The 22928-nt window shown below is 61.3% G+C and carries 19 protein-coding genes; 7 read left to right on the forward strand and 12 right to left on the reverse strand.

What is annotated here, in order from left to right; translation table 11 throughout:
• Positions 1 to 73: 73 nt before the first annotated feature.
• Together RHP74_RS19555 and RHP74_RS19560 are read left to right on the forward strand one after the other, a co-directional pair.
• Positions 74 to 1093: an alpha/beta hydrolase gene (locus tag RHP74_RS19555; protein ID WP_311096141.1), complete on the forward strand. Its 1020-nt coding sequence runs from the start codon at positions 74 to 76 to the stop codon at positions 1091 to 1093.
• A 155-nt stretch (positions 1094 to 1248) separates the two neighbouring features.
• Positions 1249 to 2685, forward strand: coding sequence for a mechanosensitive ion channel family protein (locus RHP74_RS19560; protein WP_311096142.1), 1437 nt, complete (start codon positions 1249 to 1251; stop codon positions 2683 to 2685).
• Positions 2686 to 2894: 209 nt separating this feature from the next.
• Here RHP74_RS19560 and ycaC read toward each other — a convergent pair whose 3' ends face one another.
• The 6 genes from ycaC to RHP74_RS19590 form a co-directional block, all read right to left on the reverse strand.
• Positions 2895 to 3521 carry an isochorismate family cysteine hydrolase YcaC gene (gene ycaC / locus RHP74_RS19565; protein ID WP_010455729.1) on the reverse strand — a complete coding sequence of 209 codons (627 nt, stop codon included), beginning with the start codon at positions 3519 to 3521 and terminating at the stop codon, positions 2895 to 2897.
• 68 nt (positions 3522 to 3589) lie between these two features.
• Complete coding sequence (locus tag RHP74_RS19570; protein WP_010455731.1) at positions 3590 to 5428, reverse strand: amidohydrolase; 1839 nt, start codon at positions 5426 to 5428, stop codon at positions 3590 to 3592.
• A complete protein-coding gene (locus tag RHP74_RS19575) occupies positions 5425 to 6018 on the reverse strand; it encodes an antibiotic biosynthesis monooxygenase (RefSeq protein WP_102595898.1) in 594 nt (197 codons plus the stop codon). The genes RHP74_RS19570 and RHP74_RS19575 overlap by 4 nt, the downstream gene beginning before the upstream one ends.
• On the reverse strand, positions 6011 to 6427 hold the full coding sequence (locus RHP74_RS19580; RefSeq protein ID WP_200666567.1) for a DoxX family protein: 417 nt from the start codon (positions 6425 to 6427) through the stop codon (positions 6011 to 6013). Before RHP74_RS19580 ends, RHP74_RS19575 begins: the two co-directional genes overlap by 8 nt.
• 167 nt (positions 6428 to 6594) lie before the next feature.
• Positions 6595 to 7542, reverse strand: a complete 948-nt coding sequence (locus RHP74_RS19585; protein ID WP_042932411.1) for an IS110 family transposase — start codon at positions 7540 to 7542, stop codon at positions 6595 to 6597.
• Between the two features lie 1168 nt (positions 7543 to 8710).
• Complete coding sequence (locus RHP74_RS19590) at positions 8711 to 9631, reverse strand: LysR family transcriptional regulator (RefSeq protein ID WP_145306316.1); 921 nt, start codon at positions 9629 to 9631, stop codon at positions 8711 to 8713.
• Between the two features lie 157 nt (positions 9632 to 9788).
• On the opposite strand from RHP74_RS19590, the gene RHP74_RS19595 reads away from it, so the two are divergent.
• Entirely contained in the window at positions 9789 to 10229 is a 441-nt protein-coding gene (locus tag RHP74_RS19595) for a helix-turn-helix domain-containing protein (RefSeq protein WP_010455736.1), read from the forward strand.
• 55 nt (positions 10230 to 10284) lie between these two features.
• Here the strand turns inward: RHP74_RS19595 and RHP74_RS19600 are convergent, their stop codons facing one another.
• Positions 10285 to 11109, reverse strand: coding sequence for an alpha/beta fold hydrolase (locus RHP74_RS19600; protein WP_077748146.1), 825 nt, complete (start codon positions 11107 to 11109; stop codon positions 10285 to 10287).
• Between the two features lie 32 nt (positions 11110 to 11141).
• On the reverse strand, positions 11142 to 11717 hold the full coding sequence (locus RHP74_RS19605; RefSeq protein ID WP_102595815.1) for a flavodoxin family protein: 576 nt from the start codon (positions 11715 to 11717) through the stop codon (positions 11142 to 11144).
• Positions 11718 to 12145: 428 nt separating this feature from the next.
• Between RHP74_RS19605 and RHP74_RS19610 the strand changes: the two genes are divergently transcribed.
• Positions 12146 to 14998, forward strand: coding sequence for a winged helix-turn-helix domain-containing protein (locus RHP74_RS19610; protein WP_311096143.1), 2853 nt, complete (start codon positions 12146 to 12148; stop codon positions 14996 to 14998).
• Here the strand turns inward: RHP74_RS19610 and RHP74_RS19615 are convergent.
• Positions 14963 to 16447, reverse strand: coding sequence for a winged helix-turn-helix domain-containing protein (locus RHP74_RS19615; protein ID WP_311096144.1), 1485 nt, complete (start codon positions 16445 to 16447; stop codon positions 14963 to 14965). The genes RHP74_RS19610 and RHP74_RS19615 overlap by 36 nt on opposite strands.
• Before the next feature lie 185 nt (positions 16448 to 16632).
• The gene (locus RHP74_RS19620) at positions 16633 to 17583 is read right to left on the reverse strand and encodes a GlxA family transcriptional regulator (protein WP_042932737.1); all 951 of its coding nucleotides are present in this window, start codon (positions 17581 to 17583) and stop codon (positions 16633 to 16635) included.
• A gap of 341 nt (positions 17584 to 17924) precedes the next feature.
• Between RHP74_RS19620 and RHP74_RS19625 the strand changes: the two genes are divergently transcribed.
• A complete protein-coding gene (locus RHP74_RS19625; protein WP_010455748.1) occupies positions 17925 to 18647 on the forward strand; it encodes a pirin family protein in 723 nt (240 codons plus the stop codon).
• Positions 18648 to 18842: 195 nt separating this feature from the next.
• Here the strand turns inward: RHP74_RS19625 and RHP74_RS19630 are convergent, their stop codons facing one another.
• The gene (locus tag RHP74_RS19630; RefSeq protein ID WP_311096145.1) at positions 18843 to 19718 is read right to left on the reverse strand and encodes a LysR family transcriptional regulator; all 876 of its coding nucleotides are present in this window, start codon (positions 19716 to 19718) and stop codon (positions 18843 to 18845) included.
• A 115-nt stretch (positions 19719 to 19833) separates the two neighbouring features.
• Here RHP74_RS19630 and RHP74_RS19635 point away from each other — a divergent pair, with 115 nt between their 5' ends.
• Entirely contained in the window at positions 19834 to 21051 is a 1218-nt protein-coding gene (locus RHP74_RS19635) for a YbfB/YjiJ family MFS transporter (RefSeq protein WP_311096146.1), read from the forward strand.
• Between the two features lie 138 nt (positions 21052 to 21189).
• Positions 21190 to 22188, forward strand: a complete 999-nt coding sequence (locus RHP74_RS19640) for an NAD(P)H-quinone oxidoreductase (RefSeq protein WP_010455755.1) — start codon at positions 21190 to 21192, stop codon at positions 22186 to 22188.
• On the opposite strand, the gene deoC is transcribed toward RHP74_RS19640, so the two are convergent.
• The gene (gene deoC / locus RHP74_RS19645) at positions 22189 to 22872 is read right to left on the reverse strand and encodes a deoxyribose-phosphate aldolase (RefSeq protein ID WP_077748138.1); all 684 of its coding nucleotides are present in this window, start codon (positions 22870 to 22872) and stop codon (positions 22189 to 22191) included. It abuts the gene before it with no gap.
• Between the last annotated feature and the right edge of the window lie 56 nt (positions 22873 to 22928).

Raw genomic sequence — 22928 nt, forward strand, 5'->3', positions numbered from 1 at the left:
GCCTGACCTACAGCGCCAGCAGCGACCTGACCTCAGGTAATCAAAAATTAATTAATTAAAAAGGATTTGCCCCATGAACATCGTCAAACACACCCTGACCGCTTCCCTTCTCGCCCTTTCCATCGGCAATGCATTCGCCGCTGGCAGCCCGGGCGTCGAACACAATACCCAGGCCTTCCTCGAAGCCCTCGCCGCCGGCAGTGGCAAGCCACTTGAGCAGTTGAGCCCCAAAGATGCCCGTGCGGTGCTGACCGGTGCACAAAACTCGGTGAAGGTTGATCTGTCGGGTGTGGACGTCAGCGATCGTGCGATCAAGGTCGACGGGCAAACCATCAACCTGAAAATCGTCCGGCCGGCCAAGGTCAAAGGTGAATTGCCGGTGTTCATGTTCTTCCACGGTGGCGGCTGGGTGTTGGGCGATTACCCGACTCACCAGCGTCTGATCCACGATCTGGTGGTCGGCTCCGGCGCTGTCGCGGTGTATGTCGATTACACGCCGTCGCCGGAAGCGCATTACCCGACTGCGATCAACCAGGCCTACACCGCGACCCGTTGGGTGGCCGAGCATGGCAAGGACATCGGCGTCGATGGCAAGCGCTTGGCGGTAGCCGGCAACAGTGTCGGCGGCAACATGGCGGCGGTCGTGGCGTTGATGGCCAAGGAACAGAAAGCCCCGGCGCTGCGCTTCCAGTTGTTGATGTGGCCGGTGACCAACGCACAGTTCGAGAGCGGCTCGTACCAGCAATTTGCCGAAGGCCACTTCCTGACCAAGGGCATGATGAACTGGTTCTGGGACAACTACACGACCGACCAGGCCGAGCGTGCGCAGATCCATGCCTCGCCGTTGCAAGCCAGCGCCGAACAGCTCAAAGGCCTGCCCGCCGCCCTGGTGCAAACCGCCGAGTTCGACGTGTTGCGTGACGAGGGCGAAGCCTATGCCCGCCACCTCGACGCCGCCGGTGTGCCGGTCACGGCGGTGCGATACAACGGCATGATCCACGACTTCGGCCTGCTCAACCCGCTGAGCCAGATTCCGGAGGTGAAGGCGGCGGTTCGTCAGGCAGCACTGGAACTCAAGACTCACTTGAACTGAGTCACCTCGCCTCGCCACACAGCAATGTGTGGTGAGGCTGCTTTTTGTAGGAGCCAGGCTTGCCGGCGAAGGCGTACTTGAGGGCGCCTTCGCCGGCAAGCCTGGCTCCTTCAAAAAACTACCGCCAACAACAACCAGTCTGCCGGAGTTCTCCCATGTCTTTTGTCCTCGCTCACCTGCTGTCCTGGAGTGCCCTGCTGCTGGTGATCGACACCGTGCTCTGGCACCTCGCGCCGTTCAAGCATCGCGTCACGCGGGTTGGCGTGCGGCTGGCGTTGTTTGTGCTGTTTAGCGCCCTGGTGATCAATGCCGGTGTGAGCCCGTTGCAGGCACCGTTGTTCGCCGAGGATCGTGTCGCGCAATTGGGCGCCACGGCGTTGGGGATTCTCTGGTGGCTGTACTCCGCGCGGGTGCTCACCGAAGTCATCGGCCTGGTGCTGATGCGCCGCATCGGTCACAGCGGTCGCTTGTTGCAGGACGTCATCGGCGCGCTGGTGTTCCTGATTGCAGTCGTCGCGGCGGCCGGTTACGTGCTGGAGCTGCCGGTGAAAGGCTTGCTGGCGACGTCCGGTGTCGTGGCCATCGTCGTCGGTCTGGCGTTGCAAAGCACCTTGAGCGACGTGTTTTCCGGGATCGTGCTCAACACCACCAAGCCGTATCAGGTGGATGACTGGATCATGATCGATGGCGTCGAAGGCAAAGTCCTCGACATCGACTGGCGCGCCACGCACCTGCTGACCAGCGCCGGCAGCACCGCTGTGGTGCCGAATTCGGTGGCGGCCAAGGCGAAAATCGTCAACCTCAGCCGGCCTACCAACATGCACGGCGTGTCGATCAGCATTCAAGTGCCCAACCACATCCGCCCGCGTCGGGTGCTGGATGCGCTGGAGCGCACGCTTCAAGGCAGCAGCAGCTTGCTGCTCAGCCCGGCGCCGAAAGCCGTGCTCAAAGAGGCTGGCGAAACCATGTCCGAGTACGTGGCCAGCGGCTTTATCGCCGAGCTCGGCAAGAAGAGCGAGGTGCGCAATCAGCTGTTCGACCTGGCGCACCGGCACCTCGAAGCGGCGGGAATTTCCCGGCAGATCGATGGTGTGATTGAACCGACAACCCGCGCACGGGCGTTGCTGGATGAAGTGAAAGTCTTCCGCTCCCTGAGCGAGGACGAGCGTGATCAATTGGCTCAGTCCATGGTCCCGCAGCAATACGCGGCGGGTCAGGTGGTGCTGGAATTGGGCGAAGTGCCGGACAGCCTGATGGTGATCGCCACAGGCGTGGTCAGCGCCACCGTGCCCGATGGCACCGGGCAAACCGAAGCCGGGCGCATGGGGCCGAGTGAGGTGATGGGTGAACAAAGCGTGCTCACCGATACACCGTCCCAGGCCACCTTCACCACCCTGACCTCGTGCATCATTTACCGGATCGACAAATCCCTGACCCGTGGTTGCATGGAACAACGGGTTGAAGTGGGTCGGGCACTGAACAAGCTGCAAGCGGTGCGGCAGCAGAACAGCCGGTTGGCGCTGATGGCCAAACCGGTTCCGATCAAGAAAAACGGCTTCCTCAACTGGCTGCAAAAACGCCAACAGGCCTAGTTTTTGTGGCTGCCTGAATGTTGTGGTGGCGTACTTTTGTGGCGAGGGAGCTTGCTCCCGCTTGAGCGCGCAGCGCTCACCAAAATGGGGCTGCTTCGCAGCCCTGCGGGAGCAAGCTCCCTCGACACAAAAAACCTCACCACCCAATGAGGTTGTCCCAGACATAAAAATGCCCGCACAGTCGCGGGCATTTTTATAGATCGCCGGGCTTACTTCGAAGTCAGCGCCACGTAGCTGTTCATCAAGTTGCGATAGTTCGGAATACGCGGCGACAGCAGGTTCGCCAGGCCTTCCATGTCGTTGCGCCAGTCACCCTGTAGCTCGCACGCCACCGAGAACCAGTTGACCAATTGTGCTCCGGCCGCCGACATGCGTGCCCAGGCCGCTTGCTGCACGGTTTCGTTGAAGGTGCCCGAGGCGTCGGTCACTACAAACACTTCAAAGCCTTCCGCCAGTGCCGACAACGTCGGGAAAGTCACGCATACGTCGGTCACCACACCCGCGATGATCAGTTGCTTGCGGCCAGTGGCTTTAACGGCTTTGACGAAATCTTCGTTGTCCCAGGCATTGATCTGGCCTGGACGCGGGATGTACGGCGCGTCCGGGAACAGTTCCTTGAGCTCAGGCACCATCGGGCCGTTCGGGCCATTTTCGAAACTGGTGGTGAGGATGGTCGGCAATTTGAAGAACTTGGCCAGGTCCGCGAGGGCCAGCACGTTGTTCTTGAATTCGTTCGGCGAGAAATCCTGGACCAGCGAGATCAGGCCGGTCTGGTGGTCGACCAACAGGACTACGGCATCGTCTTTGTTCAGGCGCTTGTACGGAACGTTGCTCATGTGAAACTCCTCGATGGATGGGTATTACGCAAGGCGCCGACGCAGCGCATCGGCGCGTTTTGTGATCGTCAGAACGCGAAGCACGAGCAGCCGAACGCGCCCCAGAAACCGGCGAAATCGCTGACCGGCGCGTTCGACAACCGGGCCTTTTCATGGCTGTGGGCATGCACGCCGCACGGCCCGCTGCAATGGTGAACCTGCGCCTGCATCGGCGACGTCGGACGCCAATGACCCGGCACCTTGACCACCGGCGACCAGTCCGGCAGCACCGGCACGCTGGCAGGTCCCAGTTTTTCGAAATCACCGGCGGCGTACACCACCTTGCCGCCGACCACGGTCAACACCGATTCGATCCACTTGATCGCTTCTTCATCGACGCTGAAAAAGTCAGCGCTGAGCGCCGCGACATCCGCCAGTTGGCCAATCTTGATCTGGCCTTTCTTGCCCTGCTCGGACGAGAACCAGGCGCTGCCGTGGGTGAACAGCTCCAGCGCGGTCTGCCGGGACAGGCCCTCGGCGTGCAGTTCCAGGCCACCGACGGTGCGGCCACTGACCATCCAGTACAACGATGTCCAAGGATTGTAGCTCGACACCCGCGTGGCATCCGTACCGGCGCCGACCGGTACCCCTTCGGCCAACATGCGCTTGATCGGCGGGGTCGCCTCGGCGGCCTTGGCGCCATAACGCTCGACGAAATACTCGCCCTGAAACGCCATGCGATCCTGAATCGCAATACCGCCACCCAGCGCCCTCACCCGCTCGATGTTCTGCGGCGTAATGGTTTCAGCGTGGTCGAAAAACCATGGCAAACCGTTGAACGGAATGTCGCGGTTGACCTTCTCGAACACGTCGAGCATGCGGCTGATGGATTCGTTGTACGTGGCGTGCAGACGGAACGGCCAGCGCTGCTCGACGAGGTGGCGAACCACCGGTTCCAGCTCATCTTCCATGGTCTGCGGCAGGTCAGGACGTGGCTCGAGGAAGTCCTCGAAATCCGCCGCCGAAAACACCAGCATTTCCCCGGCGCCGTTGTGTCGCAGGTAATCGTCGCCCTGATGCAGGGTCACGCTCGACGTCCAGTTCTTGAAGTCGGTCAGCTCTTCTTTCGGCTTCTGCGTGAACAGGTTGTAGGCGATGCGAATGGTCAGCTGCTGGTCCTTGGCCAACTGTTCGATCACCTGATAATCGTCGGGATAATTCTGGAAACCACCGCCGGCATCGATGGCGCTGGTCAGGCCGAGGCGATTGAGTTCGCGCATGAACTGGCGCGTCGAGTTGACCTGATACTCCAACGGCAACTTCGGCCCCTTGGCCAGCGTCGAGTACAAAATCATCGCATTGGGACGGGCGACCAGCATGCCGGTCGGCTCACCGTTGGCATCGCGCACAATCTCGCCACCCGGCGGGTTCGGCGTGTTGCGGGTGTAACCGGCCACGCGCAATGCGGCGCGGTTGAGCAACGCGCGGTCGTACAAATGCAGGACAAACACCGGGGTGTCTGGCGCGGCCTGATTGAGTTCTTCGAGGGTCGGCATGCGCTTTTCGGCGAACTGGAATTCGTTCCAGCCACCGACCACCCGCACCCATTGCGGTGTGGGCGTGCGATCGGCCTGGTCCTTGAGCATGCGCAAGGCATCGACCACCGATGGCACGCCTTCCCAACGCAGTTCGAGGTTGTAGTTCAGACCGCCGCGAATCAGGTGCAAGTGCGAGTCGTTGAGGCCGGGAATGACGCAACGACCCTTGAGGTCGATGACCTGCGTGCCCGACCCGCGCAGGGCCATGGCTTCAGCGTCGGTGCCGACCGCGACGAAGCGACCTTCGCGGATCGCCACCGCGCTGGCGCGTGGGTTTTCACGGTCAACGGTATGAAATTGGCCATTGAATAAAATCAGATCGGCGTTCATCGCGTTTCCTTGGACGGAGTGGATTGAGACAGCCAGGGCGCGAACAGACGCGTCGCCATCGGCATGAACAGGTACACCACCGAAACGACGATGGTCAGCGTGATCAGGAACGTCGCGACCACGTAATTGGACAGGATGGCGTTAAGTTGCAGCAGCGGGCCCCAGAGCAGCGGCACCAGCAAGGTGTGCGGCAGAATCACCAGCAAGGTCACCACGGCCTGCTTCCAGCGCGGCGGCGGTGGCGAAGCGGCGTCGGCCTGCGGCGCGAACCAGAATTCGTTGACCGGATTGACCTCGGTCTGGTCGCCATCGGCGAGCATCGGCGTGGCTTCGTTGACCAACTCAAGGCGCTGCGGCGAATCGAGCCAACGCTGCATCGCGTCGGTGGAACAAAAGCGCAGCACGCAGGTGTACATGTCCAGGCCAGCGTTTTTACCGCGCATCACATCCACGCCCAAGTGCCCTTCCTGCTGCCCGGCGATGCTGACAATGTTGCGCAACCAGGCTTCATAGGGCGCTTCAAAACCGGCCTTGACCCGGTGCTTGATGACCAGGGTCACGACTTCCTCGAAACGATTGGATTCAGGCATAACGCAAAGCTCCGGCAAATCGGACATTGAGCGCCAGCCGTCCCGGCCCGGCGATAAGTAGGCTGGTGAACACAATCAACAGCAGCCAACCGAACTGCCCTTCATCGAGACTCCATTGCGCATGCACCACCAGCAGCGCAATCAGCAACACTGCCAAAATCGGCAGGCACGCCAGACGCACCAACACCCCTGCGATAATCAGCAACGGGCACAGCACCTCGGCAAAAATCGCCAGCATCAGAGTGACATTCGCGCCGAGGTGAAACGGGTCTTCGATGACTTGCAGTTGAGCGCTGAAGTTAAGCAGCTTCGGCAAACCGTGCACCCACAGTAGAAACACACCGCCAGTGACCCGCAAAAACAGCAGTCCGAGATCCTGCGCCCGCTCATCCCATCGCGATGTATTCATGGGCTACCTGCACAAATGAAAAACCACCGACGTTCATACGCCGGGACCTGGTTTGATAGTGCCGGGACGGGAGCGGGGAAAATTGGATGTACGTGCTGTTTTGCGGATGAGCCAGATCTACAACCGACGAAGATCCTGTGGGAGATTCTATGGTTGAGGGGAAACCCTCAACTGACCTTTGACTGATATTCGCTCTGCCCTTTCAGCAAGGCGAATGCCACCCGCGCAAGCTTGCGAGCCAGCATCACCAGCGCCTCAGTAGTGCTGAAGCCCCGGGCTCTTTGGGCTTCGTAAAACCCTTTCCAGGCTTTCGTACGGCTAGCCGACATCGCTGCATTGTGCAGAAGCCGGCGGGCCTCGGGGTCACCGCGCTTGGTCAAACTGCGGCGACCGTCCTTCTGTCCTGATTTAGACACCCGTAAATCCATGCCCAGGAAGGCGATAAACGCATCCGCGTTTCTAAAATCCCCGCGCTGAAATGCAGTTATCAAGCGAGCCCCAGTCAAAAATCCAATGCCTTCAACTTTCAGGCAACGTTTCAGTTGACCGAGTAAACCGGCTTCTTTGAGCTGATCGTTGATCGTCTTTTCGATCAGCGTTTCAAGCTGCTGCATGGACTTCACTTGTTCTGCAAAAGCCGCTTTCAGCAGCGGCTCATTCGACCAACTCTGCACCAGGCCAACCCTAGCCTGGACCAAGGCAGCCCGGCGGCGGAAGAGGCTCAGGAGCTGGCGGTACAGCGGTGATGGAGGGGTCCAGGGGCGCAACTCCTCGGCTTCGTTCTTCAGGTAACGGGCCAGCAACTTGGCGTCCAGCGCGTCGGTTTTGGCGCGGATTTTCACGCCTTCGCGATAATGTTTGAGTTCATAGCCTCCCACCATGTAAATCGCACATCCGGCCTCATAGGCCAGATCAGCAAAGTCCAGGTGATAGATGTTGGTCGCCTCAATGGCAATAGCCACCGTCCCCGGCAACGTATTCAGCCACTGCTTGATGGATGTTTTAGTGTTGGGAATCTCTTTAAGCAAATCGTTATCAGCCTGATAAATCACCAGTTCATTCTTGGCGACATCCACGCCCACGATCGGTTTTGATAGAGAGACCGGCATTGCCATAGGATTTCCTCCGAGATAAGGTTTGAGCACTTGAAGGGCTCACCCAGAGGCGCAGGCTTGTTCCTATCGTCGGTCTAGCCAGATGCATTCTTTATCGGCGCTTGGGTGAAAGGAGGAGGGGCGAAATCTCCCACAGTCTGTACTGCGTCAACAGTCAGAATCGAGCCTTGTCCCTCCTCCTCCCTTCAAGTCCTACCATACAAGCGAGCCTGCTCGCGATAGCGGTGGATAATTCAGCATTGATGGTGGCTGATACGCCGCCATCGCGAGCAGGCTCACTCCTACAATTGGATTGGGTGCATCTGCGAAATATTGATCGGCTGGCAGGCCGCCATCGCTGGCAGGCCAGCTCCCACAATTGGATTGGGTGTATCCGCAAAATGTTGGTCGGCTGTCAGGCCGCCTTCGCGGGCAAGCCTCGCTCCTACAGTGGAATGTGGGTACCTGCAAGAGATTGGTCGGCTGGCAGGCCGCCTTCGCCGGCAAGCCTCGCTCCTACAGTGGAATGTGGGTACCTGCAAGAGAATGGTCGGCTGGCAGGCCGCCTTCGCGGGCAAGCCTCGCTCCTACAGTGGAATGGGTGTATCCGCAAAATGTTGGTCGGCTGGCAGGCCGCCTTCGCGGGCAAGCCTCGCTCCTACAGTGGAATGTGGGTACCTGCAAGAGATTGGTCGGCTGTCAGGCCGCCTTCGCGGGCAAGCCTCGCTCCTACAAGGGGTTCGGTGTACACGCTTCGCTTTTCACCACTCATTAGGCCGAGCGTTAGCTCGCCTGCTTTTGATCTTGATCTGCCCGCCCCTTCGGGAGGCCGAGTGGAGGCGTTCATCTGGGGGTGGGCGCGTAGCGCCGTGCGGCGAAGCCGCACACATCGAGAGGAGGTCGAAGCGAAGCCGACCGGAGGCGATGCCCCCAGATGAATGCCGGAGCGAGGGAACGCCGAGCCTAGGCGAGGGGCCGGACGCTGGGGCGAAGCCTTTTGCTTACTTTTCGGCGTTTGGAAAAGTGAGTCGCTGTAAGAGCGAAACCATAAGCAGCCGTTACCGCAGAAATGGATATGTACACCTGAAAGAGATAGGTCGGCTATCAGGCCGCCTTCGCAAGCAGGCTCGCTCCCACTTGGGGATGGGGTACATCAAGGGGAACCTGGTCGGCCCGAAGGCCGCCACGTTCAAGCCGAAACCACCAAAGGCCTCGACATAAACTCACTGATCCGCGACCGCAACCACCGCTCCGCCGGATCATTGTCATGCACCCCACTCCAGGCCATCGACAACTGCGCCGCATCAATGGGAAACGGCGGATCCTCCGCCCGCAACGCACACCCCTCCACCAGCGCACACGCCGCATAATCCGGCACCGTGGCAATCATCTCAGTCCCGGCCAACAACGCCCGCAACCCGCTGAACTGCGGCACACCCAACACCACCCGACGGCTGCGACCGACCTTGGCCAGATCCAGATCGATATTGCCGCTCAAATCACCCGAGAACGACACCATGGCATGCGGACGTTCACAATATTCGTCCAGCGTCAGCGTCCCCGGCCGCTTGTCCCCGCGCAGCACCTTGCAAGGAATGTCCCGCAACTTCTTGCACTTGGCATTCGCCGGCAAATCCGTGGTGTAACTCACCCCCACGGAAATCTCACCCGAGGCCAGCAACGCCGGCATCAGCAGATAGTTGGCGCGACGCACCACCACCACGATCCCCGGCGCCTCTTCCTGCAATTGCCGCAACAACGGCGGAAACAAACCGAACTCGGCATCGTCAGACAGCCCGATGCGGAACACATCGCTACTGGTCGTCGGATCGAATTCCTTCGCCCGACTGACCGCCCCGGAAATCACATCCATCGCCGGTTGCAGCTCCTTGAGAATAGCCAGTGCCCGCGCCGTCGGCTCCATGGCGCGACCATTGCGCAGCAACAACGGATCGTCGAACAAATCCCGTAACCGCCCCAGCGCCGCACTCACCGCCGGCTGCCCCATGAACAGTTTTTCAGCGACCCGGGTCAGGTTCTTTTCGAACATCAACGCTTCGAAAATCACCAGCAGGTTCATGTCGACGCGACGCAGATCGTTACGGTTCATAGGCACGGTTTCCTTGTGTGTTCAGCCAGGCTTGAGGGTAACGATTGTCTCTGACTTTACGTGAGACTGCCCACCCGGCATGAGGAATTAACAACGTTTAACTCGCCTGACAAGGCCTCGCAACCAAGAATGAAGCTCACCGACACGGACATTTGTCATGGCCCATTCTCAGCAAAACGTCGCCCGTGCTGCAGTCGATGAAGCACCCAGAAAAGCCACCGGCGGCTTGACCCCATGGCGTGAAGAGCTGGCCAAGCAACTGATCCTCGAACGCCTGGGTGAAACCGTTGAAGTCACCGAACTGGCCCGCGCCTGCGCCCTGTCGCGCAGTCATTTTTCCCGAGCGTTCAAGTGCAGCACCGGGCTCTCGCCGCAAGACTGGATTCGTCATCAACGCATCGCCCGGGCCAAGCAATTGATCCAGAACACCGACATGACGCTGACGCAAATCAGCCTCGAATGCGGCTTCTGCGATCAGGCGCATTTCTGCCACATCTTCACCCGGAGCGAAGGCATCAACCCGTTTGCGTGGCGTTGCCGTGCGGTGCGCACCCTTCCCCCACGTCGCGCCTGCACCGCTCAAACTCACGCGTTATAAAGCCTGTTTTATCAGAGCGAAAACCGGCGCGGGTCCATGCCCGCGCCGGGGCACATCACCCCTTGAGAAACGCCAACAGATCAGCATTGAGCTGATCCTTGTGGGTATCCGTCAAGCCGTGGGGCGCGCCGGGGTAGACCTTCAGCTGCGAACCTTTCACCAGTTTTGCTGAGGCGATGCCCGCCGCTTCGAAGGGCACCACCTGGTCCGCGTCGCCGTGCACCACCAGCGTCGGGATGTCGAACTTCTTCAGGTCTTCGGTGAAGTCGGTTTCCGAGAACGCCTTGATGCAGTCGTAGGCGTTCTTGTGACCGGCCATCATGCCTTGCATCCAGAACCAGTCGATCATGCCCTGGGACGGCTTGGCGTCCGGTTTGTTGAAGCCGAAGAACGGCCCGCTGGCGAGGTCGATGTACAGCTGCGAACGGTCGGCCAGAGATGCCTGGCGAATGCCGTCGAACACTTCGATCGGCAGGCCACCGGGGTTGGCTTCGGTCTTGAGCATCAGCGGCGGCACCGCGGAAATCAGCCCGGCCTTGGCCACGCGACCGGTGCCGTGGCGACCGATGTAGCGCGCCACCTCGCCGCCGCCGGTGGAGAAGCCGAACAGCACGGCGTCTTTGAGGTCGAGCAACTCGATCAACTGCGCCAGGTCATCGGCGTAGGTGTCCATGTCGTTGCCGGTCCACGGCTGGCTGGAGCGGCCATGACCACGACGGTCGTGGGCGATCACCCGGTAGCCTTTGGAGGCCAGGAAGATCATCTGCGACTCCCAACTGTCGGCGTTCAACGGCCAGCCGTGGCTGAAGACGATGGGTTGGCCGGTGCCCCAGTCCTTGTAGTAAATCTCGGTGCCATCTCGGGTCGTGAATGTACTCATGCGATGTCTCCTTTGCGAGTGTTGGGGGTGTATCAAAGCGGTGATGGGTTCATTCGTTCAGCCAGCCGCGCCACCCGCTCGCCGAGGTGCGCGGCGGTGCAACGGTCTTCGGGAGGTGGGGCGAGGTCCGGGGTCTGTTCGACATTCGACTGGGCCATGGCGCCGAGCGAGCTGCCGAGGCGATTCATTTGCCCGTCGAAGGCGCCGGTGCTGGAGCGCGCCGGCAGCAGGTCGAGGCCGACCCAGATCATCGAGTGCTGCGCGGCGAATACCGCCATCTGCAGCAAGGTGTTGAGTTTGTCGCCGCACAGGCAGCCGGAATTGGTGAAGCCGGCGGCCAGTTTGTCGCGCCACGGCTGGGCGAGGTAGAACGCCGCCGTGGACTCCATGAAGCCTTTGAACTGCGCCGACGCGCTGCCCATGTAGGTCGGGGCGCCGAAGATGATGGCGTCGGCGCTGTGCAACCGGTCCCAGTGCTGGTCCACTTCATCGACCGGAACCAGCAGGCAGGTGCTGCCCACGTGCCGTTCCACACCCAGGGCCACGGCTTCGGCCATGACCCGGGTGTGCCCGTAGCCACTGTGATAGACCACCACCACGTTGCTCATCCCGGTGTCCTCATGACAAGTTGATCCCTTTGCTACATGCCCCACTCGCCAGCCCGGCACAATTCCCTGTGGGAGCGAGCCTGCTCGCGATGGCGGCGGCACATTCACATCGATGCAAGCTGACCCACCGCTATCGCGAGCTGGCTCGCGCCTACAAGACCAGCGGGTGTTGAAGCAGCAGAGTTTTGGGCGTAGACCAGACGCAGGACGAGTTAAACGTTGTTAATTTTCGTTGGCGCGCCAAAAGCCTCAACAGCGGCTTTGCCAAGGTTGCCCCTCAATAAATGCGGCGCCTGCCAGGGACGCCAGGGACAGGCAGTTGCAGCGGATACCCGACAGTCAGGCGAACACCTCGTTGCGTTGCCGGAAAAACCTGAGGAATATGCTCGGAAACCGCGTACCAGACGGCTGCAAGCAGGAGCGACACGTTGACCCTTTCCCCAGAACAGGCCATCCATTTCGGCCCCTACCGGATCTATCCCGGACAACGCCTGGTGCTGGAGGCCGACCAGCCCCTGCGCCTGGGCCGGCGCGCCATGGATATTCTGCTGATCCTGCTGGAGCACGCCCCAAACGTGGTCAGCAAACAGCAACTGATCGCCGGGGTATGGCCCAAAAGCGTCGTCGAAGACATCAACCTGCGCGTGCACATGGCGGCGCTGCGCAAAGCCCTCGGCGACGGCCAGGCCGGCCAGCGCTATATCGTCACTGTCGCTCAGCGCGGCTACAGTTTTGTCGCGCCCTTCTCCCTCGAGTCCATCGAGCAGCACCCTGCGAGCGAAAGCCTCCAGCCGAGCGCCCATAACCTGCCGATCCGCCGGACGCGCATGATCGGTCGTCAATCGCTGGTCGAAAACCTGGTCACTCAGCTGTCACGCCAGCGCTTCATCACCCTCGTCGGCCCCGGTGGCATCGGCAAGACCACCGTGGCGCTGCGCGTCGCCGAACTGTTGATCGGCCGCTACCGGGACGGTATTCGCCTGCTGGACCTGGCGCCGCTCAGCGATCCGAGCATGATCAGCGCCCAGTTGGCGACGCTGCTGGATTTGTCCCTGCACGATGCCGAATCTACAAACGGACTGGCCGCGTTCCTGCGCGAGCGGCGGATGCTGCTGGTGATCGACAACTGCGAGCACCTGCTCGACGCGGTCGCGCTGCTCTGTGAAAGCATCCTGCGCGCCGCGCCGCACGTGCACATCCTGGCCACCAGCCGCGAGAGCCTGCGGGCCGAAGGTGAGTTCGTCCAGCGTCTCGAATCGCTTGATTGCCCACCCCCCATCGCGGTGCTGGACCGCGCCCAGGCGCTGACCTTTTCCGCATTGCAACTGTTCGTCGAGCGGGCCATGGCGAGCCAGGACAGTTTCGAGCTGAGCGATGACGACCTGCCGTTATTGATTGACATCTGCCACCGCCTGGACGGCATTCCGCTGGCCATCGAACTGGCGGCGGCGCAAGTCAGTCACTTTGGTCTGAGCGGGTTGCTGACGCAGTTGCAAGGCAGTTTTCGCCTGCTCACCCAAGGCTGTCCGTCGACGCTGGGCCGGCACCAGACCCTGCGCGCCACGCTCGACTGGAGTTTCGAACTGCTCAACGCCTGCGAGCAAACCTGCCTGCGCCGACTGGGGGTGTTCAGGGGCGGTTTTACGCTGGAGTCGGCCGCGGCGGTGATCGTCGGCGAACACATCGAGCCCGGCGAGGTGTTTGGCTCGATCACGCAACTGGTGGCCAAGTCGTTGCTGAACGTGGAAGTGGGCGACGAAGAAGTGTTCTACCGCTTGCTCGACACCACCCGCAGCTACGCACTGGAAAAACTCGACCAGACTGTGGACCTGCCGGACACCCGAAAGCGCCACGCCGAACGCTGCCTGGCCTTGATGCATCAGGCTCAAACTGACTGGGAGCTGATTTCCACGGGCCTGTGGATCGAGCGTTACGCCCGCAGTCTGGATGACATTCGTTCGGCCCTCGACTGGGGCTTTAACGCCCAAGGTTCGCAGGCGCTGGCGATCCGGCTGACCGCGACGTCGACGCCGCTGTGGCAGGAGTTGTCGCTGCTCAAGGAACATGGCGTTTACGTGCGCAAGGCGCTGGCCTTGCTGGAGGCCGCGCCCGAGCCCTGTCCTCACCTGCAAATGGCCCTCAAGCTCGCCCTCGGCAGTTCCTGCTACCACACCCAGGGCGGCACGGCCGAAACCATTGCCGCGTTCGTCAGCGCCAGAACCCTGGCCAGACACAACAACGACGTGGCCGGTCAACTGCGAGCGGTGTCCGGGCACATGGCGGTCAATCTCAGTTGCGGCCACTACCAAATGGCGCTGGAGCAGAGCCAGCTGTTCGACCGCCTGGGCGCCCAGGGTGACCCCGTGCTGTCGCTGAGCACGCACCGCTTGCGCGTCCTGGCCCTGCACTTTGCCGGCAATCAGCAACTGGCCCGGGTGAATGCCGAACAGGTCATCCAGCGCATGGCCCAGAGCGGGCACCTCAACCGCTTCACCCACGGCTTTGGCGTGCAATACGATCAGAGCGTGGCCGCCCTGACAATTCTGGCGCGCATCCTCTGGTTGCAAGGTCAGCCGGAGCAGGCGTGGCGCACCGCCCGCCAGGCGCTGGACATCGCGCTGCAGATCAACCACGGCACCTCCATTTGCTACACCCTGGCGCTGGCCGGCTGCCTGATCGCCCACTACAACGGCGACAGTACAACCGCACGCAAACTGTTACGGCTGCTACTGGAACAGGCGCAGAAACATTCGGTGCTGCTGTTTCATACGTGGGCGCAACACTACGCGCAAGTGATCGACCAGGCTGGAGCACCGTCGGCGCCACCGCCGGGTGCCGGGCTGATCAAGGAAATCATGGTCACGCTGGACGCCACGTTCGTCGATGACGCCTTGTGGCAACGGGCCGATACCGGGGCAGCGGGCTGGAGCACGGCGGAGATACTGCGGGCCAGGGCTGATGCGTTGCTGACTGAAGAAAATGCGCAGGCAGTGGATGACCCGAGTGAACGCGTTCGCGAGCAAGCTCGCTCCCAAAAAAGCGAGATGGCGGAGGAGGTATTGCTGCGAGCGTTGAATGTCGCCAGGCATCAGGGCGCCCTGGCCTGGGAGCTGCGCAGCGCCACTTCGCTGGCGCAATTGTGGCAGCGTCAGGGTCGGCATCAGCAGGCTCATGAACTGCTGACGCCGATCTACAACCGGTTCACCGAAGGCTTTGCTACCCCGGACCTGAGCAAAGTCCGTCGGCTACTCGACGAGCTGCATGGGCACCTGAACGCCTGAGACCCAGCGTGCCCGGCTGATGTAATGCGAGTAGCGCTGTTCGAACGTACGCAGGTGGCCGCTGTGTTCGAGTTTCTCCAGGGCATAGGTGCGCGTGGTATTGAGCAAGCGGTACCGCGTGGTGCCGTTGACCTGATCCATCGACAGCAGCGACTTGGCGACCAACCGCTGCACCAGCGTCGCCAGTTGATCGGGTTTGAGCAGCTCGCAACTGCTGACGCCAATCGCCGCCTCCAGGGTGAAGGACATCTTGAACACCGAGAGACGCTGCAACACGGTTTGCTCCCCCTGGCTCAGCCGTTCATAGCTCCAGTCCAGCGCGGCCTTGAGGGTCTGATGCCGGGGCACGGCTGTGCGCCGGCCCTGAGTCAGCAGTTGAAAACAGTTATCCAGTTGAGCCTGCAAGCCGACCAATGCCAGCGCATCGATCTGCGCCGCTGCCAGTTCAATGGCCAGCGGTAAACCGTCGAGCCGTCGACAGATTTCACGCACTGCCTTGAGGTCCTGTTCGCGCAAGGCAAACCCTTGTTGACGGGCTCGGGCGCGACTGACGAACAGCTGCACCGCCGAGTAGCCCATGGACTCGGCTACGCTGTGCAACGCCGACGCGGGCGGCACCGCCAACGACGGCAAGCGCTGGACTGTTTCCCCCGCCGCCATCAGCGGTTCACGACTGGTGACGAGAATCGACAGCCGAGGCGCCGACGCCAGCAAATCGTCGACCAATGCCCGGCAGCGTTCCAACAGGTGTTCGCAGTTGTCGAGCACCAGCAACATATGCCGATTCGCCAACACGTCCAGGGTTGTGCCGACCTCCAGTTCCAGGGTTTGTGTCAGGTGATCCACCACGCGTGCGGGATCATCGAGCACCGCGAAATCCACCAGCCAAACGCCATCTTTATAGTGCTGCAACAGCAGTTCGGCCACGCGGAGCGCCACGGTGGTTTTGCCGATGCCAGCGGGGCCGACCAGGGTCATGAGCCGCCGAACCGGTAATTGCCGGACCAGGCTGCCGACCATCGAGTCCCGTCCGGTCACGGGTGTGAGCCGCGCAGGCAGGTTGTGCTGATGCTTTAGCACGGTCTCGATCGAGACCACGGTGGTCGCCGGCACCGACTCCACCGGGGCGACAAAGCTATAACCGCGCTGGGGGATGTTGACGATGTAGCGCTCACCGTTCTGCCCGTCGCCAAGCGCCCGGCGCAGCGCCGCAATATGCACGCGCAGGTTGATTTCTTCGACCACGGACGTCGGCCAGACGTGGGCAATCAACTCGTCCTTGCTGACCACATGGCCGGCGCGCTCAACCAGCACCTGGAGGATATCCAGGGCGCGACCGCCCATGCGGAGCGGCCGATCACCGTCCAGGATCAGCCGTTGCCGCTGGTGAAAGGCGTAGGGGCCGAACCGCAGCACCGTATCGCTGTTTAAATCTCTGAAGCTGTTCATGCACGTTTGCGTGCTGAAAACCTGGCCCGGCTCACAGTGCAGAAATATCGATCGCACCCACCTTCCAGGCTCCCGCACCTCCATTGCAAAGAGTTCACGGCTATCTTGGCAGGCCTCGGTGACGGTACAACTGCCCTGGGGGGAGCGTCACGGCCATTGCGGTGCGCACAACGGCCAAGAACGCTCTAGCTGAACTGTTCGCGGTATTGCGTCGGGGTCAGACCGAGCTTTTCAGCGAACAGAAAGCGCATATGGCGCACGCTGCCAAAGCCACTTTTGAAGGCCACGGTCTTGAGTGGCAGATCGCTGGTTTCCAGCAGATTCCTGGCGCAATCGATGCGCGCGCTTTGCAGAAACTCCATGGGCGTCATGTTCACGTCCCGGGCAAACATCCGGGCGAAGTGCCGCGTGCTCATGTTCGCCAGGCCGGCCATGCGTTCGATGCTGAAGGCTTCGTCGAGGTGTTCGAGCACGTGATTCTGCACGCGGGTGATCGGCGTTTCCTGCGGCGCGACAGTGGCCATCAACGGACTGAATTGCGCTTGCCCGCCCTGGCGTTTCATCACCACCAGCAACACCTTGGCCACGTCCTGGGCGACTTTCTTGCCGTGGTCTTTGGCGACCACCGCCAGTGCCAGGTCAATACCGGCAGTGACGCCGCCGGAGGTGATGAGGTTGCGGTCCTGCACGTAAATCTGATCGGTCTCCACCGTCGCCTTGGGAAAGCCTTTGATCAGCCGTTCGGTATAATGCCAGTGGGTGGTGACGCGATAACCGTCCAGCAAACCGGCATGCCCCAACACGAACGCGCCGGTGCAGATAGAGCCATAGCGCCCGGCGCGATCGACAGCGGCTTTGAGCCAACACAGCAACGGCGGATGTTTTTCGTTGTACGCGCCCGGGCCGCCCGGCACCAGCAGCAGGTCATAGGCTTGATCGGCCTGATCGATGTGCAGATCGGCCTGCACGCTGACGCCGTTGGAGGCCCGCAGCGCGCCATGCTCGGTGCCGATGGTCGCCAGTTCATAACGGTCATCTGCTGCCAGGTATCGATTGGCGATGGAAAACACTTCCATGGGCCCGGCCATGTCGAGCAGCAGAAAGTCCGGAAACAACACCATAGCCACGGTTTTCATGGGTTCACAGTCACTGAAGTCAAAAGAAGGTCCCTCTAACAAACACCAATCCCCTGTAGGAGTGAGCCTGCTCGCGATAGCGGTGTGTCAGTCAGCATAAATATTGAATGTAATGACGCTTTCGCGGGCAAGCCTCGCTCCTACAGGGTTCTTGCCGGGCATTGCTGTGCATTATGGCCAATGTCCGGCGCCAGCGTCGGATAAGAATACGCAATCGCACGCTTATTACTGTCAACCACAAAGCGACAGTATTTCAATTTCCATCTACTTATTGCACCAGCCAGTAACCATTAACCTTCTCCTCACTCGGACGAATCAACGTCCCCACAGGAGATTTCATCATGCTGACCCTTCGCAAAGCCTCGGATCGCGGCGCCGCCAATCATGGTTGGTTGAAGTCGTTCCACACCTTTTCCTTCGCCAATTACCGCAACCCGAAAGAGCAGGGTTTTTCTGACCTGTTGGTGATCAACGATGACCGTGTGGCGGCCGGTAAAGGCTTCGGCCAGCACCCGCACCGCGACATGGAGATTTTCTCCTACGTGCTCGAAGGTGCTTTGGAACACAAGGACACCCTGGGCACCGGTTCGGTGATCCGTCCTGGCGATGTGCAATTGATGAGCGCCGGCAGCGGTGTGGCCCACAGCGAGTACAACCACTCGGCCACGCGGCCGGTGCACTTTCTGCAAATCTGGATCGTGCCGGACGTCAGCGGCGCCAAACCGCGTTATCAGCAAGAGCACTTCAGCACCCAGAAAAAACGTGGGCGCCTGCAACTGATCATCTCCCCCGACGGGGCCAAGGGTTCGCTGAAGGTGCGTCAGGACGCACGGGTGTATGCCGCGCTGATCGACGGCAAGGAAAGCGCCACACTGGAACTGGCCGCCAACCGCTACGCCTATGTGCACGTGGCCCGTGGCAGCGTCGAACTCAATGGCGTGCAGCTGCAAGAAGGTGATGGCGTGCGGGTTCGTGATGAGCAGGTGCTGGCGTTGAGCAACGGTGTGGATGCCGAAGTGCTGGTGTTTGACCTGCGCCCGCAAGAACTGCCGGAAATGCCATGACCGTGACTGACCTGGGGGCTTCTGTGTCCCCAGGCTTTTACCAGCCAATCACATCATCTGTGGCGAGGGAGCTTGCTCCCGTTGGACTGCGAAGCAGTCCCCTTCTCTTTAGATAGATAGGGGGCCGCTCCGCAGCCCAGCGGGAGCAAGCTCCCTCGCCACAAGGGTTGTGTGAGTCCTTCGATTAGCGACGACTCACTCGCCGGTACCGGAAAACACCGCGACAATTTCATCGATAACCGCCCGAACCCTGGCCGTATGCCGCAAGTCCGCGTGGGTCACCAGCCAGACGTCATAGGGCACCGGTCGCGTGCGCTCCGGCCATAACCTGACCAGCCCGTCCCTCTCCCCCATGTACACCGGAATTTCCCCGACCCCGAGCCCCGTCGCGATGGATCGGCGCACCAGCAGACTGGAACTCAGACTCGCCACAATCCGCCCGCGCCCCAGCGGTTCCGAGACCAGGGTCATGTCTTTATTGCCTTGCAGGTACGGCTGATACACCACCAGGTCGTGCCCTTCGAACGCCGAGCCCGGCGTTGGCACGCCATGGGCATCTACGTAATTCTGAGAAGCAAACAAACCCACCGGCCAGCGTGCGATGCGACGGGCGATCAGGTCCGGGTTGTCCGGTCGGGTGTTGCGCACGGCAATGTCGGCTTCGCGTTTGGCCAGGCTGAGAATCTGCGTGGAGGCGTCCAGTTGCACGCGCACGTCGGGGTGCTGTTCATGTAAGTGGGCAATGGCCGGGATCAGAAAATCGATGGCCAGGGAATCGGTGGTGCTGACCCGCACCAGCCCGGTCAGTCGATCGTCGAGCCCCTGAATCCGACGCTCCAGTTCCAGTGCCGAATGCTCCATTTTTTCCACGGCCGTCAGTGCCGCCTCCCCCACCGCTGTCAGCGCATAGCCTTCAGAGGTGCGCAGAAACAGCGTCGCACTCAACGACTTCTCCAGCGACGTGATCCGTCGACCGACCGTGGCCTGATCGACCCCCAGCACCCGCGCCGCGCCCCGCAGCGTCGACTCTCGGCACACCGCCAGAAACACCCGTGCGTCATCCCAATTCATACGGCTACCCCGCTGATGCAAATTTGCATCACCATAGCGCAAACTCGCCGCGTTATTACATCTACCGATCGGGATAGTCTGAAGGCCAGCGTAAAACCTTCTCAGGACCTTTCCCATGCACAGCACATCGACTACCTCGCGCAGTGCGATCTGGCTGCCGATCTTCGCCGGCCTCAGCGCCAGCCTGGTCAGCATCGGCCTGGCGCGGTTTGCCTACACGCCGCTGATTCCCTCATTGATCCAGGCGCACTGGTTTTCCGCCAGCGACGTGGTGTACCTCGGCGCCGCCAACCTCGTGGGTTACTTGATCGGTGCGCTGATCGGCCGGCCAGTGGCCAACCGCACGTCGAACAAAACCGCGTTACGCCTGATGATGCTGGCCGTGACCTTGTCGTTTTTCGCCTGTGGTTTTCCATTGTCGGTGAGCTGGTTCTTCGGCTGGCGATTGCTGTCGGGGGTTGCCGGTGGCGCAATCATGGTGTTGGTGGCCGCGACGGTATTGCCCCACGTGCCGGCGTCCCGCCGAGGTCTGGCCAGCGGTGCGATTTTCCTCGGCATCGGCCTGGGCATCGCCGGCTCGGGGACGATTGTGCCGCCGCTGCTGAGCCTTGGCTTGCAGCAAACCTGGTTTGGCCTGGGGCTGCTGTCACTGCTTCTGACAGCCACGAGTTGGTTCGGTTGGCCGAAAGAGGCGCATCATCAAGCCGCTGCGGTGTCGATCGAGAAAACCACCACACCAACCGACCCAGGGGTGTACCTGTTGTTCGCCCAATACGCCTTCATGGCCGCCGGGCTGGTGCCGGCCATGGTGTTTTTGGTGGATTACGTGGCCCGCGGCCTCGGCGCCGGCCCGCACATCGGCGCGCTGATCTGGGTGATGTACGGACTGGGCGCGATCATCGGGCCGGTGAGTTACGGTTTTCTGGCCGATCAACTGGGCGCAAAGCTGAGCATCCGCCTGGTGCTGGTGGTGCAGGCGATTGCCGTCGGCCTGCTGTCGATTTCCAGTTCGTTTACGGCGCTGGCCGTGCTGGCCGTGATCCTCGGTTCGTTCCCGCCAGGCATCGTTCCACTGGCGCTGGCGCGGGTGCATGAACTGCTGCCGAACCATCACCAGCAGCAGATTGCCTGGAGCCGTGCGACGGTTTCATTCGCCACCTTCCAGGCGATTGCCGGGTTTGCGTATTCGGCGCTGTTCAATGCCAGCGGCGGGCAGCATGGGTTGTTGTTTGTGATTGCGGCGGGCGCGATTGTGATTGCACTGTTGCTGGAACAGGCCATGCGTTTGCTGAACAGACCCACTGTAGGAGTGAGCCTGCTCGCGAAGACGTAGGCAGATCCTGCAGCAATGTGACTGATATACCGCTATCGCGAGCAGGCTCGCTCCTACAGGGGGTCGGTGGTTTGGACTGAATTATTGGTTCACTGATGCGATCCCATTTACAGACGACTTTCTCGACAGGACTCCAACATGACTTTGCCGCAAACCATGACCCTGATTGAAATCACCGAGCCCGGCGGCCCCGAGGTGTTGAAGCCGCGCCAGGAACCGGTGCCCACGGTCGGCGCAGGCGAAGTGCTGATCCGTGTGCACGCCGCCGGGGTCAACCGTCCCGATGTGATTCAACGCGCCGGCAAGTACCCGATGAAACCCGGCATGAGCCCGATTCCCGGGCTGGAAGTGGCCGGTGAAGTGGTGGCCGTCGGCACCGGCGTCAGCGAATTCATCGTCGGCGACAACGTCTGTGCGCTGACCAATGGCGGTGGTTACGCGCAGTATTGCGTCGCCCCGGCCAGCCAGACGCTGCCGATCCCTGAGGGCATGGATTGGGTGCACGCAGCGGCCGTCCCGGAAACCTTCTTCACGGTGTGGGCCAACCTGTTCGACATGGGCGGCGCCAGCAAAGGCCAGCGCGCGTTGATTCACGGCGGCACCAGCGGCATCGGCACCACGGCGCTGATGCTCTGCCGCGAGTTCGGCGTCAAGGCCTTCGCCACGGCGGGCAGTGAGGAAAAGTGTGCGGCGATCCGCAAGCTGGGCGCCGAGGCGATCAACTACCGCGATCAGGATTTCGTCCAGGTCATCGCGGAAAAAACCGCTGGCAAAGGCGTCAACGTGATCCTCGACATCATGGGCGGTTCGTACCTGAATCAGAACATCGCGGCACTGGGCATGGAGGGGCGCCTGGTGATGCTGGGCTTCCTCGGCGGAGCCCGCGCCAACGATGTCGACCTGATGGCGATCATGGGCAAGCGAGCGACGATCACCGGCTCGCTGATGCGCTCGCGCACCCGTGAAGAAAAAGCCTCGATCGCCGAACAGCTGCGCGAGTATGTGTGGCCGGTACTGGCTGCCGGGCGTTGCCTGCCGATGATCGACAAGGTTTACCCGTACACCGAGGCCGCGCAGGCCCATGCACGGATGGAAGCCGGCGATCACATCGGCAAGATTGTGTTGCAGGTGGACTGATCAGTAACCCTCGCCAGCCGCCAATGCGCCGCCGATGATCGCGATGCCCGAGCTGGTGCCCAGTCGCGTGGCGCCGGCTTCGATCATCGCCAGGGCGGTCGGGTAATCGCGCACGCCACCGGAGGCCTTGACGCCGATGTCGGGGCCGACGGTGCGACGCATCAGCGCAACGTCTTCCACGGTGGCGCCACTGCGGCTGAAACCGGTCGAAGTCTTGACGAACGCGACCTTCAGTTCACGACAAATCTCGCAAGCCTTCACCTTTTCGGCATCGGTGAGCAGGCAGTTTTCCAGGATGACTTTCAGCGGCACCTGGCCGCACGCCTGCAACACCTGGGCGATGTCGTCGCGCACCTGATCAAACAAGCCGTCTTTTAACCAGCCTATGTTCAACACCATGTCGACTTCCCCGGCACCGGCGGCAATCGCCCGCTCGGCTTCGAAGGCCTTGGTGTCGCTCAGGCCGGCGCCCAGCGGGAAGCCGACCACCGCGCAGATATTCACGCGCTGCCCTTCAAGGCACTGAGCCGCATGAGGGACTTGACCCGAATTCACGCACACCGAATAGAAGCCGTGTTCGGCAGCTTCGCGGCACAACGCAGCGATTTGCTCGCGGGAAGCATCAGGCGCCAGCAAGGTATGATCGATGTACTGCGCCAGCGCTTGGGGTTCGAGGTGTGCCATCGCAAAAACTCCTGTTTGTATATTCAAATGCCCCTGCGCCACAATCGAGGGTGATT

This window comes from Pseudomonas sp. SG20052 (assembly GCF_031766055.1).
Classification (GTDB): Bacteria; Pseudomonadota; Gammaproteobacteria; order Pseudomonadales; family Pseudomonadaceae; genus Aquipseudomonas; species Aquipseudomonas mandelii.